The sequence below is a fragment of the Parabacteroides caecihominis genome (assembly GCF_023656785.1).
GTDB lineage: Bacteria > Bacteroidota > Bacteroidia > Bacteroidales > Tannerellaceae > Parabacteroides > Parabacteroides segnis.
This window is the reverse complement of sequence record NZ_JAMOKS010000016.1, coordinates 14,695-27,539: the sequence shown is the minus strand read 5'-3', so window position 1 is coordinate 27,539 and position 12,845 is coordinate 14,695. Positions and strand designations below refer to the sequence as shown.

Genomic DNA, 12,845 nt, shown 5'->3' with positions numbered 1-12,845 from the left:
AAATTCGGAGTGGTAACGGAGCTTCCATAGTAGTTTGAGCAAGGTAACGCCTTGTACATGGCGAAGGGAAGCAGCTAATTATTAATACAATTAACGGAAAATGTGAGAGACATTATGAGAAGTCCAGAAAGAGTATTAAACAGTCTATCAGAACACAGTAAGGATGCAAGCTATAAGTTTGAACGTCTTTACAGAATTTTGTTCAATGAGGAAATGTTCTACGTTGCCTATCAGCGTATCTACGCTAAAGAGGGTAACATGACTAAAGGTTCAGACGGTCAGACCATTGACAACATGAGCCTGAAACGAATTGAAAAGTTGATTGATACGTTAAAAGATGAAACGTACCAGCCCCAACCGTCAAAGAGGGTGTACATACCGAAGAAAAACGGTAAGAAAAGACCTCTTGGCGTGCCGACTTTCAATGACAAGTTGATACAAGAAGTAGTAAGAATGGTACTGGAAGCCATATACGAGGGAAATTTTGAATACACCTCGCATGGTTTCCGTCCCAATCGAAGCTGCCATACTGCATTAACTCATATCCAAAAGGAGTTTAATGGTGCAAAATGGTTTGTGGAGGGAGACATAAAAGGCTTCTTTGATAATATAAACCATGATGTATTGATAAACATTCTCTTGGAGCGTATTGCGGATGAACGCTTCATCCGATTGATACGCAAGTTTATGAAAGCGGGATATATCGAAGACTGGCAATTCCACAATACTTACAGTGGCACACCGCAAGGGGGTATCATCAGCCCGATATTGGCTAATATATACCTTGACAAGCTGGATAAGTATATAAAGGAATACACAGCCAAATTCGACAAAGGGAAGAAACGAAAATTCAGTAGAGAAAGTATGGACTTTGGCAATGCAAGAAAACGTATTGTGCGAAGATTGAAGTTCGTAAAAGACGAAAGGCAAAGGACAAAGCTAATCCTTGAACTGAAAGCAATAGAACAAGGACGGGCTAAATATCCCAACGGCGAAGAAATGGATGCCGATTACAGAAGAATGAAATATGCAAGATATGCAGATGATTTTCTTGTGGGAATTATCGGAAGCAAGCAGGATGCGCAACAGATAAAAGAAGATATTAAAAACTTCCTTGCTGACAGACTGGCATTGGAGCTGTCCGATGAAAAGACACTTGTCACTCACACGGAAAGACCGGCCAAGTTTCTCGGATATGAAATCACTGTAAGAAAGTCCAATGACCAAAGACGGGATAAACGGGGTAGATTGAGAAGAACCTATGGTAAAAGGGTCTGCTTGAATGTCAGTACGGAAACAGTCCGTAAAAAACTTTTCGATTGGGGAGTATTGGAACTGACAAACCGTAACGGAAAGGAAATATGGAAACCGAAATGTAAATCGGGACTGATATTCAATGACGACCTTGAAATCCTTGATAGTTATAATCGGGAAATCGTGGGGTTCTATAATTACTACTCCATAGCCAACAACTGCGCCCATGCCTTGAATAATTTCAAGTACATCATGGAATACAGCATGTACAAAACGTTTGCAGGCAAATATAAGTGCCGAACACGTAAGGTAAACAAGAAATATCGTAAGAACGGTAGGTTTATCGTAACGCACATGACTAAAACTGGTGTAAAGGAAAGATACTTTTACGACGGTGGCTTCAAACGAAAGAAGCCCACCTATAAATCGGAATGTGACATTATGCCACGAACAATTTATACTGCGGGGCGGACAAGCCTTGTTGAAAGGCTGAAAGCCCGTGAGTGTGAATTATGTGGAGCGACAGACGACCTTGTTATGCACCATGTAAGGAAACTAAAGAACTTGCAGGGAAAGGAAAGCTGGGAACGACACATGATTGCCCGTAAACGCAAGACGATTGCCGTGTGCAGGAGTTGTCACAAGAAGATACATGACGGAAAGATAGACTGAAATTAGTGGAGAGCCGGATACGCTGAGAGGTGTAAGTCCGGTTCGGGGGCGAGCATTTGGAAACCTACCATAGAAATATGATAAGGCGCTGGGTGCTTAGCCTACACAAAACGGTTAGAAAGTATTTTGGTGAGGCCGTTGTCGTCACTCAAGAACTGGACGATATTGTATCAAGTCCCATTATCAAAGACACCATTATCAACAATGCCGATTGTAAGATTCTGCTGGATCAGCGAAAGTATATTAACAAGTTTGACTCCGTACAGTCCCTGCTCGGATTGACCGACAAAGAGAAAGGGCAGATATTGTCTATCAATCAGTCCAACGATCCGGCACGGAAGTATAAGGAGGTTTGAATAGGCTTGGGAGGTGTCCGGTCCGCTGTCTATGCCACAGAAACCTCTGTCGAGGAGTATCTCACCTATACCACGGAAGAAACCGAAAAACTGGAAGTCACACAAATGACAGAGAAGCTGGGCGGCAATATGGAGCAGGCTATCCGAATGTTGGCAAGTGAGAAGAAAAAGAAAAAATAAACGATTAAAATAAAGAAGCAATGAGAAAGAGAATTATAAGCATGTTGTTTGTCCTGTCGGCCTTTATAGTACCGGCAAGCGTACAGGCACAGTGGGTGGTGTCCGATCCGGGCAACCTCGTCCAGGGTATCGTGAACAGTGTCAACGAAATAGTGGAGACCTCGGAAACGGCGCAGAATGCCCTCTCCACATGGAAGGAGACCTCAAAGATTTTCGAGCAGGGGCGTGAGTATTACGACAAGCTGCGCAAAGTGAACGACCTGATCAGCGGCAGCGAGAAAGTCAAGGAGTCCGTCCTGATGCTCGGTGATATCTCCGAGATTTACGTGAACAATTTCGGCAAGATGCTAACCGACAAGAATTTCAGCCAGCGGGAGCTGAATGCGATAGCTGCCGGTTATAACACCATCATGAAGAAGAGCAGCCGCAGCATTACCGAGCTGAAGAATATCATCAATCCCACCGGCATGTCCATGAACGACAAGGAACGCATTGACCTGGTGAACCGGGTATACAGGGAAATGACACATTACAAGGAATTGGCCAACTACTACACCCGCAAGAACCTGCATGTATCCTACCTGCGTGCCAAGGAGAAGAACGAGCAGCAACAGGTATTTGACCTGTACGGCAAGGATGAGCGTTATTGGTAGTCTACAATTTTAAAAGAATCAATTATGGTATTATTATCCATTTCATTTGAAAATATGCACCAGATTCTTCGGAATCTCTATGATACGATGACCAAACTCTGCCACCCGATGATGGACATGGCGATGGCACTCGCTGCATTAGGAGCTTTGTTCTATATCGCTTACCGTGTCTGGCAGTCGCTCTCCCGTGCGGAGCCCATCGATGTCTTTTCGATGTTACGGCCTTTTGTCCTGGGCATGTGTATCCTTTTCTTTGACGTGATGGTGCTGGGAACTCTCAACGGTATCTTTAGCCCCATCGTTCAGGGAACCGGAATGCTGCTCCGTGACCAGACCTTCGACTTGCAGAAGTACCAGCAGGAGAAGGACAAGCTCCGTGCGGACATGATGGCTAAGACGATGATGACCGGACGTGTCTTTGCTTCCAATGAGGAGCTGGATGCGGAACTGGATAACATGGGCTGGAGTGAGGAGGAGCATACGGCCTTGCAGACCATGTATGAGGTTTCGTATGCCTTCTCCCTGCAAGGTATTGTCCAGATGGTCATGCGCAAATTGCTGGAGATTCTCTTCCAGTCCGCTTCGCTGGTCATCGACACGATCCGTACCTTTTTCCTGATAGTCCTAAGCATTTTGGGACCGATAGCCTTTGCCCTGAGTGTTTTTGACGGACTGCAGAACACGCTTGTCCAATGGCTGGCACGCTATATCAGTGTCTATCTCTGGCTACCGGTGGCTGATCTCTTCGGGGCGATGCTTGCCAAGATACAGACGCTAATCCTGCAGGAAGAGATGAACCTGATGGCCGATCCGATGAGTGTCATTGACGTGGACGGTTCCTCGGCCATCTATCTGATATTCATGGTCATCGGCATTATCGGATATTTTTGTGTGCCCACTGTTTCGAACTGGATTGTCCAAGCGGGAGGTATGAGTGCCTATAACCGGAATGTCAACAATACGACATCCAAGGTGACCAATGTAGCCGGTGCTGCGGCGGGTGCTTCGACGGGAAATGTCGGTGCCGTATTATTGAAAAAGTAGAAATTGAAAAAACATAAAATTATGGAATTTAAAAGTTTTAAAAACATCGAATCCTCGTTCAGGCAGATCCGCCTGTTCACGTTGGTCTTTCTGGGTATTTGTGCCTCACTGACTACGTATGCCATCTGAAAGTCCTACCTCTTTGCTAACCAGCAACGGGAGAAAGTATATGTATTGGATCAGGGCAAGTCACTCATAGTGGCGTTATCCCAAGATGCGGCATTGAACCGTCCGGTGGAGGCCCGCGAGCATGTGCGCCGCATGCATGAACTGTTCTTTACGCTGGCTCCCGATAAGGCCGCTATCGAATCCAATATCAACCGGGCCATGTATCTGGCGGACAAGAGTCTTTATAGTTATTACCGGGATTGGAACGAGAAAGGCTATTATAATCGTCTGATCAGCGGTAATATTAACCAGACTGTCCTGGTAGACAGCATGCAGTGTGATTTCGATAACTATCCGTACCGGATCACCACCTTTGCCCGGCAGATGATTATCCGAAACAGCAATATCACCGAGCGTTCCCTGGTCACCCGTTGCTTCCTGCAGAGTACGGTCAGGTCGGATAATAATCCGCAAGGCTTCATGGCGGAACGCTTTGAGATTTTGGAAAACAGGGATATAAGGACCGTTGAACGCTAATATATTAAGGTAATGAAAAGCAGGAAGATAAAGACAGAGATCAGCGAAAAACTGAAGAACGTTTGCGAGGAGCTGTCCGAAAAAGAGCGTAAGGGAGTGCTTGTGGGCATGCTGGTTACCAGTACCGTTCTATGTGGTATCACCGTAGCACGCGCTTTCGGGCGTTTTCTCTCTCACGGCACACAAAAGGAGTTGCCGTTTGTCCATCCGGTGGACTCCCTCCACCGGGCGGATAAAGACAGTATAATGTATCACCCTAAAACCAACGAGTAATGGAAGATAAAGATTTGGAAAAGCCCGAAGCGGCAGAAGAAACGGCGGTACAGCCGGAAAACGGCAGAGCCTTGAAGGAAGAACCTGAAAAAGAGAAGAAGGTGCTCACACCGGAAGAGATGGAAAAAAGAAGGAAGTTCATTGTGATTCCGGCCTTTGTGCTGGTCTTCCTGGGAGTCATGTACTGAATATTTGCCCCCTCCGGCAAGGAAAACGAGACGGAAGCCCCCGGAAATTCAGGATTCAATGTGAACGTACCCGAACCTACCACTGCCAAACTGGTGGATAAGAAGACCGCTGCCTATGAGAAGCAACAGGCGGAAGTGGAGGAAGAAAGCCGGATGAAGTCGTTGGAGCAGCTTGCCGGGACATTAATGAACGAAGGAAAGGGGGCATCCGATACCGGTGAAAAAGAAAAGGACGGAGACCGGTTGCAACAGTCCGTTAATACCTACGAGCAAATCTCCGGGCAGTTGAATGACTTCTATGAGACTCCCAAAGAGACGGCAAACAGCGATTTGGAAAGAAAAGTAGATGAACTGAACAAAAAGCTGGAAGAGGCGGAAAAGGAGAAGAACAAGGCGGCTACCCGAGAAGAACTGATGGAGCGGTCCTACAAGATGGCGGCAAAGTATCTGAACCCGGATAAGGATACGGTCCAGGAGAAAGCTGTCGGAAAAGAACCCACGGAAACTGTTCCGGTTCAGCGGGCGGAGTATCAGACGACCTCCGGCCTTTCACAACCTGTTACGGATTCCGCCTATATCGCTTCGCTTACTGTCGAGAGGAATTACGGTTTTAATACTGCTGTCGGGAACAGCTACCAAATGGGGACGAATACCATCGCCGCCTGCATTTCGGAGAACCAGATCATTGAACAGGGAGGCAGGGTAAAACTCCGGTTGCTGCAACCTCTACAAGCCGGCAACATTACCGTTCCGGAGAACAGTCTGGTAACAGGTGCGGCGGTCATACAGGGAGAGCGTCTGGATATCCTGATCAGCAGCATCGAGTATGCCGGGAATATCATTCCTGTTCAGTTGGCGACTTACGATATAGACGGGCAGAAAGGTATTTTCGTTCCCGGATCGGAAACCCGCAATGCGGCAAAGGATGCGGCTGGAACGGTCAGCGAGAGCATGGGAAACAGCGTTTCGTTTGCACGTTCTGCCGGACAGCAGGTGGTCATGGACCTGACGCGCGGAGTCATGCAGGGCGGCACGCGGTTGATCGCCGGACGGGTTCGCGCGGTCAAGGTGACACTGAAAGCCGGATATAAGGTGCTGCTGGTCACAAAGAGACAATAACGGATTATTCACTTTAATAAAAAAGACAAGACAATGAAAATAGTTATAGCATTCTTGATGGCTGTTCTGGCCTCGGTATCCGGTTTTTCACAGGAGGAAAGGCCGGTAAATCCCGTCAGGATTCTGACGGCGGGCCAGCATATCATCCCTTATAAAATAGAGGTCACTTTTGGGAAGACGGTGCATATCCTCTTCCCTTCGGAAGTGCGCTACGTGGATTTGGGCAGTAACAATATCATCGCAGGCAAGGCTGACGGAGTCGAGAACGTGGTACGTGTCAAAGCGGCGGTGAAGGAGTTTCCGGGAGAGACGAACTTCTCCGTGATTACAGGAGACGGCTCTTTCTTTTCCTTCAATGTCGTTTATAAGGAAGAGCCTTCCACACTGAATATCAATATGGACCAGTGGATGAACCCGGACGAGGGAGAAAAGAAAGGAGGCAGCTCCATCCGTGTCACGGAACTGGGCGAGGAAGATCCGACGGTCATTGCCAGCGTGATGTACACCATCCACCGGCTGGACCGTAGGGACGTGAAGCATATCGGATGCAGGCAGTTCGGGATGCAGGCTCTTTTAAAGGGCATTTATGTGCATAAGGACCTGATCTTCTTCCATGTTTCCCTGACGAACAATTCCAATGTGCCTTTCGATGTGGATTTCGTGCGATTTAAGATAGTGGATAAGAAGATAGCCAAAAGGACGGCTCAGCAGGAAACTTATATTGAACCGGTACGCACGCTCAATGCCCTGACACGCATCGAAGGAAAGAGCACGGGACGGATCGTGTATGCCTTTCCGAAAATTGTCATTCCTGACGACAAGTTGCTGGAAGTGGAAATTTACGAGAAAGGGGGAGGCCGTCACCAGCGGTTCTATATTGAGAACAGTGACCTGGTGGACGCGCGTATTGTGAATGAATTAATCGGTGAGTAATCATGAAAAGAGTTTTATTTATTTTGTTATGCATTTGTCTGCCCTTTGTGGCAGGCAAATCTTTTGCCCAGCGTTACCTGCCGGGGCAGAAAGGTATCCAGCTTACGTTAGGCGGTGTAGACGACTTCGGTTCAAATGTGAAGCATCTGCATGGTAATTTCCAGGTCGGACTGGCTCTGAGTCGGTATAACCGGAACCATTCCCGCTGGCTGTTCGGGGCGGATTATGTGAAAAAGCACTATTCCTATAAGGATGTTGCGATCCCCAAAGCGCAGTTTACCGGGGAGGTAGGTTATTTCGTGCCGTTCATCTCGGACCGTGGTAAGAACGTGTTCTTCTCTGCCGGTCTTTCCGCTCTGGCGGGTTATGAGACGACCAACTGGAACTGCAAGCTGCTCTATGACGGGGCGACTTTAAAGAATGACGGATGCTTCATTTATGGTTTTGCCCCGGCTTTCGAGATGGAGGCGTTCCTTTCCGACAGGCTGGTTTTTCTTTTCAATGTCCGCCAGAGGATATTCTTCGGATCATCCGTGGGGAATTTCCACACGGTGGCAGCTGTCGGTGTCAAGTACATTTTCAATTAGCAGCAACAGTATGGAACAAGGCAATTGGAACGTGGATGAGATGCTTCATTGGCTGGATATGAAAATAAACCGGGAAGACCGGAACATACGTGAACAAAGCAAGAAGATGAATGAGAATTTCCTACACTTTTTCGAATGGAATGCGGAGAGCCTGTATAAGTCTCATTTTATGTCCGGGTGTTATAAGATACTCCGGCAGGCGGTGGACGGGGCAAAGGGCATGGATACGGTTTGGAATATTGTTGAGGACAACATTGCTTACTGTGAGAACAAACTGTTGAACGGTCAGGTGGATTGTAACAGTTCCAGCCGGACAACGAATGTTGCCCATTTCCTGAAGTTGGAGTGTATGCAGCAGTTAGTTAGGGATTACCGGGAATTCGCGAATATCCTTGCGCAAACGCCTCCCGAAGAGAATTTGCAACAGACGGCTAATAAAACAGAAAAGAAGAGAGAAGAGCCGCCTGAAAGAAAGATAAAAACGGGCATCAGGCGTTAGCCGACAACGGACTCAATCAAGTAAATTATTCATTTAGTAATACGTAAAATCATGAAGATGAAATTAATAATAAGTGGTATCATGCTCACATTGCTTTGCCTGCTGGGTGGCTGTGATGATAAATTGGAAGTACAGCAGGCTTATGATTTCTCGCTAACGTCCTGGTATCTCCAGAAGACCATTTCCCCGGATGAGACCGTGGAGATTCGTCTGACACTCAATCGTAGCGGAAACTATGAGGAAGCCGGCTATCAAATCGGTTATATACAGATGGAGGGTAGCGGCGAGGTGTACGACAAGAAGAAGGTCTATCTGGTGAACCGGGAGATGCAACCGTTGGATTCGATAGCGGAGTTGGATGACAGCGATCCCTGCCGCCAGGTATTCACGCTCTTCTATCATAACCGAAGCAGCAAGAATGCGGAAATTAAATTCGTGATAGCGGATAATTTCCATCAGGAAAGAGAACTGGATATATCCTTTCAGAGCGAAACTGAAACGGACATGGAACTATAAATCGGACAACAATGGATAAAAGTGATTTAAGGATCGAACAATTGCAGCAATATCTTGACAAGAAGAAAGGGGTTGTGGAAAGCGATATAAAAGAGTATAACCAGCAACTGGGAAAAAACTATCTTCATTTCTTTGACTGGCATGCCGATGACTTGTATAAGGCCTGTTATATGGATAAGAATTATAAGGCCATTCAGGAGGCGATTGATACCGCTGAAACGCCGAAGGACATTGAAGGCTATTTGAAGCGTTGTACCCTGTATGTAGAAGAAGATCTCCTGAACGGTCCGCTTGTCAAGAAAAGTACCAACCCGATGTCGAATATGGCCCATTCCCTGGAGATGGAATGCAAACAGGAGTTACTGAAGGACCTCCGGTATTTAAACAGGCTTCTTCAGAGTGAGACTGTAAGTGAAAGAATAAGGCCGCAAGAAGCACCCCGACAAGAAATTGTGCCTGTGAAAGAAAAGAAGAAAACGGGACCACGGTTGAGATAGTATCAATTGAAAGCAATAAAAAAGCTACTGAATTTTTGTTTCAGTAGCTTTTTTATTTATCCCGGTCTTATATTCCGGCTATACCAGATAAGCCTCAAAAAGATAATGTATGAATAACCGGCCCTTTTCCGTCCAGACCGTCAACATGGCCGTGCCTGTTTCTCCTGTGCGGCTTTCCCATACATGGGTCCGGGTTGCTGTATAGCCTTGATTCTGGTAAGGAGCTTTGAGCAGCCACTGACCGGATTGACGGAACTGGATGCCTGCCCATCGGAGCCGCTTGTTCAACATTCCGGCAGTCATTCCCAATTCTTTCGCTATCTGTGTGGTCGTGTAGGTGCTTTGGGATTGCAGGACTTTGTCGTAATACTGAACTTTTGGGGCCTGTAGCTTGAGTTTCAGGATAGCATAGTTGTTCTCCTTCTCCAATGCTGAAATACGGCTGTCTCGCTCTTTTATACGGTTCTGTGCGAGCAATATGGCACGCGCAAGCAGTTCATTATCCGTTTCGCCATTCTTCTTAAGAAGATAGCCACCGTTCTTTAGTGTTTCGGGAACCAGTTCATCAAATATCCAGCTTTCGAATTTCTCAGCGGAAGGCAGCTTGCTACCGGCAATCAGCCGGTATACGTTTCCTTCGCTGATGTACTTGATTTTCTGGACGGCACTGCGTGTAGGGGTGTCGTAAACCACGACACCCATTGGTTTACAATGTCTTACGACGGCATCTCTCGGATTGGAGTAGCCAAGTGCGGCGGCAACATCCGAGGCGCAGAACCATATTTTCCCGTCAATTTCCAGTGTCCGGATGCGTCCGAACTCGGGATGTTCAAATATCGATACTTTATTCATGACTGTTTAATTTATAGGTTTCTTCTATTGCTTTAAATATCTCGTAGACTACCTGGGGGACGATAGCGTTCCCGTATCCTTTAATGGATGCCTGTCTTCACCGAGAAAAGGAGATACCGTCCAATCGGGTGGAAAGCCCATCATCTCGGCTACAAACAGGGGATTGAGTTGGAAACTCTTTCCAGTCCGGGCGAAGAAATCCGGAAGGCTGTTCTTCTGTGGTATCTTTCCCCGTTTCTTCAGGTTCTCCAGTGAAGGTGCGCCTTTCCAATCCCGCGCTGTCGGTGTCGGCATCACTTGTCCTTCTGCCAGCCATTGTAGGATCGATTCTTCCAGATTGTTCCCGTCCGTGTTTTCCAGCTCAGTATTGTCCGGTATCGGTTCCGGTAGTATCCCGTAAAAGTCCAGAAAATCCGTCAGGCCGTTGGGATTCTTCTCTCCGGCTATCTGGGCATGGGGTGAGGATAAATTCATCGATTTCCATTTCCTGACTCTTTCGGCATGGTGTATCTCTGTTGCCACTGGCGTTGGCAGAAGCATTCCATGGATTATCTCCGGTAGTCCCTGCTGCCTGCTGCCCGGCCCCCTGCGCTTGTAGTCCTGTGCCGTCACGGTGGGCAACAAGATATGTAATTTTATAACATATTGGTTTACTGTAACTTATAATGTATATCAAAGAGCAGTTTTAAATTTAGTATCATTTTGGTATCACTATATCACTTTTGTGATAATTTCCTTAAACTTTATCTCATACATTTTTCTGCTGTACTTTTAACCATCATAAAATCTGATTTCTTTTCATCAGCACATTAAAAACGTTTTTTTAGCGGTACAATGAAAATAATTCGCTAATTTTGCAAAAACATTTGAGTGTTGTAGGCTTGATTCGCCTCAGACACATTCAGTAAAACGCCACTTTAAAATTTAATAATAGTGGAGTTCAATGCTAAATTAAATATGCAAATGTATAATTGAGACTATAATATATGATATATGTACACTCCAACGAAATTGACAGAGTATCTTGATAAGTATGGTGTATCTTGGGCTAAAACACTTCCCGAGAACACTCCTCCTGAAGATATTGTAGTGGCATATAATAAGGAACCATTGTTTCGTCTTATACAAAAGGAGGAAATAATGACAGAAAACGACCTAAAAACTCATTCAGAATTATATCCTAATAGAAATTTTGGGAATAATTTGTGGAAAGCTTCTGGGTTGTCTTCACTTTGCACATTAGAAGATGCCCGTTCTATGGCTAAGCTGCCATATTTAAAACACCTACATGGCATAGCAGAAATAACAATGAGTCCTAAATATGGTGTGATGCTCAAAACTCCGAGTAATAATTGTGCAAATCATTATACTTGGTGGCATACTACATTGTTTGATTTAAACAATGCAGAAATCCAATATAGAGAAATAACCCTTCAACCGAAAGCAATATGATTCGATTAAATTTTATAGAGGTTATTGTTTTCTATGAAGTACCACAAATCTTCATAGCGACAGATATTTTTGACACAAAATATTTGTGTCTGTTATATCCGCATGATGATGAATTATGTTACAAGTATCTTGCTGTTAGGATTAGCGAGAAACGTTTAAACTTATTCAAGGGTCAAATCATTGATTTATTGTCCATATATCAAGATCCTGAGGATGGTTGCTATTTTGATGTAGTGGTAAAAGATGCAAATGATATTATTGCTACGCCTCTACCTGCAAATCAGATTCAACCTTTTATGCTGCCAGATGATGGATTCTATTGTAATTATGATGCAATTGATAATGAAGAACTCATATCACGCTCTTTACAAAGTGGTAAAATAATGTCTTGTATTGCATTCAGTGATATTGAAAACTCTCATAATATAGATGTTAACGTTTTAACAAATGCTTTAGATAGATACCAAGCCATGGTACGTAATTGTCATATTAAAAGGTTTGGCAAACAATATGCTTCAGAAGCAAATATGAGAGCTTGTGCATTACAGGCAGCGTCTTTTGATGTGCATTTTATTTTAAATGAAACATTTGATATGTTTGGAGAAGCATCAAGGATTTCATCTACCCTACAGAAAATAGACGAAATTTTCTCAATAGACTCGTCAGACGAATTGAAAGAAAAGATTGAAGAGTTACAGGGACATACACTAAGTAGTATGCGTTCTTTTCTACAGGTTATGGAAAAAAACAAGTTGTCATTTAAACATAAATGGGTTAAATCAACATTAGAAAAAAGTACATCTGGTTCTACAATATCTTTAAATGCGATTTCAAGAGTCTATGATTATTTAAACACTCATACAGAATTGGAAGAAGTAACAACTGAATTTGTTGGTTACTTCGCTTCTGGCACTGTCTTGAACAAAGGAAAATGGATTTTTATTTGCGATAAAAAAAGAATAACAGGAACAACTGATGAATCTAATATGTTCAATGGTATAACATTAGGAGAACGCCATCAATATAAAATAAAATGTATGGAATATCAAGATACAAATCCTGTTACGGCAAAGCCTAAAACGACATACAAACTTATTGAATGTACAAGATTGAATAGTCTATAAT

Annotated in this window: 14 protein-coding genes and 3 pseudogenes; 15 read left to right on the top strand and 2 right to left on the bottom strand. The window is 44.8% G+C overall.

Translation table 11 applies throughout. From position 1 onward, the window contains the following. The first annotated feature begins 114 nt into the window (after nt 1–114). The 13 genes and pseudogenes from NBH14_RS14630 (at nt 115) to NBH14_RS14570 (ending at nt 9,416) form a co-directional block, all read left to right on the top strand. Complete coding sequence (locus tag NBH14_RS14630) at nt 115–1,926, top strand: reverse transcriptase/maturase family protein (RefSeq protein WP_004318718.1); 1,812 nt, start codon at nt 115–117, stop codon at nt 1,924–1,926. 89 nt (nt 1,927–2,015) lie between these two features. Next, nucleotides 2,016–2,462 (top strand): annotated as a pseudogene (locus NBH14_RS14625) (TraG/VirB4 family ATPase); the annotation flags it as partial. A gap of 20 nt (nt 2,463–2,482) precedes the next feature. Beyond that, nucleotides 2,483–3,115, top strand: a complete 633-nt coding sequence (locus NBH14_RS14620; RefSeq protein ID WP_004318720.1) for a DUF4141 domain-containing protein — start codon at nt 2,483–2,485, stop codon at nt 3,113–3,115. Nucleotides 3,116–3,139: 24 nt separating this feature from the next. Continuing rightward, on the top strand, nt 3,140–4,159 hold the full coding sequence (traJ, locus tag NBH14_RS14615; RefSeq protein WP_004308042.1) for a conjugative transposon protein TraJ: 1,020 nt from the start codon (nt 3,140–3,142) through the stop codon (nt 4,157–4,159). Between the two features lie 21 nt (nt 4,160–4,180). Beyond that, a pseudogene (traK, locus tag NBH14_RS14610) lies at nt 4,181–4,804 on the top strand (conjugative transposon protein TraK). 12 nt (nt 4,805–4,816) lie between these two features. Next, complete coding sequence (locus NBH14_RS14605) at nt 4,817–5,077, top strand: hypothetical protein (RefSeq protein ID WP_004318726.1); 261 nt, start codon at nt 4,817–4,819, stop codon at nt 5,075–5,077. Continuing rightward, nucleotides 5,077–5,265 (top strand): hypothetical protein, encoded by a 189-nt coding sequence (locus NBH14_RS14600; protein WP_004308045.1) that lies wholly within the window; start codon nt 5,077–5,079, stop codon nt 5,263–5,265. The genes NBH14_RS14605 and NBH14_RS14600 overlap by 1 nt, the downstream gene beginning before the upstream one ends. Continuing rightward, the gene (gene traM, locus NBH14_RS14595) at nt 5,266–6,384 is read left to right on the top strand and encodes a conjugative transposon protein TraM (RefSeq protein ID WP_072067469.1); all 1,119 of its coding nucleotides are present in this window, start codon (nt 5,266–5,268) and stop codon (nt 6,382–6,384) included. Between the two features lie 33 nt (nt 6,385–6,417). Beyond that, nucleotides 6,418–7,317, top strand: coding sequence for a conjugative transposon protein TraN (traN, locus tag NBH14_RS14590; protein ID WP_004308047.1), 900 nt, complete (start codon nt 6,418–6,420; stop codon nt 7,315–7,317). A gap of 2 nt (nt 7,318–7,319) precedes the next feature. Next, on the top strand, nt 7,320–7,904 hold the full coding sequence (locus NBH14_RS14585; RefSeq protein ID WP_004308048.1) for a conjugal transfer protein TraO: 585 nt from the start codon (nt 7,320–7,322) through the stop codon (nt 7,902–7,904). 10 nt (nt 7,905–7,914) lie between these two features. Continuing rightward, a complete protein-coding gene (locus NBH14_RS14580) occupies nt 7,915–8,403 on the top strand; it encodes a hypothetical protein (RefSeq protein WP_004308049.1) in 489 nt (162 codons plus the stop codon). A 51-nt stretch (nt 8,404–8,454) separates the two neighbouring features. Further along, nucleotides 8,455–8,919 (top strand): TraQ conjugal transfer family protein, encoded by a 465-nt coding sequence (locus tag NBH14_RS14575; protein WP_004308050.1) that lies wholly within the window; start codon nt 8,455–8,457, stop codon nt 8,917–8,919. A gap of 11 nt (nt 8,920–8,930) precedes the next feature. Further along, nucleotides 8,931–9,416: a hypothetical protein gene (locus tag NBH14_RS14570; protein ID WP_007217340.1), complete on the top strand. Its 486-nt coding sequence runs from the start codon at nt 8,931–8,933 to the stop codon at nt 9,414–9,416. A gap of 78 nt (nt 9,417–9,494) precedes the next feature. Here the strand turns inward: NBH14_RS14570 and NBH14_RS14565 are convergent, their stop codons facing one another. Together NBH14_RS14565 and NBH14_RS14560 are read right to left on the bottom strand one after the other, a co-directional pair. Next, nucleotides 9,495–10,268, bottom strand: a complete 774-nt coding sequence (locus NBH14_RS14565; protein ID WP_004308051.1) for a phage antirepressor KilAC domain-containing protein — start codon at nt 10,266–10,268, stop codon at nt 9,495–9,497. A gap of 48 nt (nt 10,269–10,316) precedes the next feature. Then, nucleotides 10,317–10,892: pseudogene (locus NBH14_RS14560) on the bottom strand (hypothetical protein); the annotation flags it as partial. 369 nt (nt 10,893–11,261) lie between these two features. Here NBH14_RS14560 and NBH14_RS14555 point away from each other — a divergent pair. Next, nucleotides 11,262–11,720 carry a hypothetical protein gene (locus tag NBH14_RS14555; RefSeq protein WP_250817596.1) on the top strand — a complete coding sequence of 153 codons (459 nt, stop codon included), beginning with the start codon at nt 11,262–11,264 and terminating at the stop codon, nt 11,718–11,720. Next, entirely contained in the window at nt 11,717–12,844 is a 1,128-nt protein-coding gene (locus NBH14_RS14550; protein WP_032591945.1) for a DUF6575 domain-containing protein, read from the top strand. Before NBH14_RS14555 ends, NBH14_RS14550 begins: the two co-directional genes overlap by 4 nt. Nucleotide 12,845 lies beyond the last annotated feature (1 nt).

Coding starts and splice junctions, on each gene's coding strand:
- NBH14_RS14630 (WP_004318718.1), top strand. CDS start 115: ATGAGAAGTCCAGAAAGAGTATTAAACAGTCTATCAGAACACAGTAAG.
- NBH14_RS14620 (WP_004318720.1), top strand. CDS start 2,483: ATGAGAAAGAGAATTATAAGCATGTTGTTTGTCCTGTCGGCCTTTATA.
- traJ (WP_004308042.1), top strand. CDS start 3,140: ATGGTATTATTATCCATTTCATTTGAAAATATGCACCAGATTCTTCGG.
- NBH14_RS14605 (WP_004318726.1), top strand. CDS start 4,817: ATGAAAAGCAGGAAGATAAAGACAGAGATCAGCGAAAAACTGAAGAAC.
- NBH14_RS14600 (WP_004308045.1), top strand. CDS start 5,077: ATGGAAGATAAAGATTTGGAAAAGCCCGAAGCGGCAGAAGAAACGGCG.
- traN (WP_004308047.1), top strand. CDS start 6,418: ATGAAAATAGTTATAGCATTCTTGATGGCTGTTCTGGCCTCGGTATCC.
- NBH14_RS14585 (WP_004308048.1), top strand. CDS start 7,320: ATGAAAAGAGTTTTATTTATTTTGTTATGCATTTGTCTGCCCTTTGTG.
- NBH14_RS14580 (WP_004308049.1), top strand. CDS start 7,915: ATGGAACAAGGCAATTGGAACGTGGATGAGATGCTTCATTGGCTGGAT.
- NBH14_RS14575 (WP_004308050.1), top strand. CDS start 8,455: ATGAAGATGAAATTAATAATAAGTGGTATCATGCTCACATTGCTTTGC.
- NBH14_RS14570 (WP_007217340.1), top strand. CDS start 8,931: ATGGATAAAAGTGATTTAAGGATCGAACAATTGCAGCAATATCTTGAC.
- NBH14_RS14565 (WP_004308051.1), bottom strand. CDS start 10,268: ATGAATAAAGTATCGATATTTGAACATCCCGAGTTCGGACGCATCCGG.
- NBH14_RS14555 (WP_250817596.1), top strand. CDS start 11,262: ATGTACACTCCAACGAAATTGACAGAGTATCTTGATAAGTATGGTGTA.
- NBH14_RS14550 (WP_032591945.1), top strand. CDS start 11,717: ATGATTCGATTAAATTTTATAGAGGTTATTGTTTTCTATGAAGTACCA.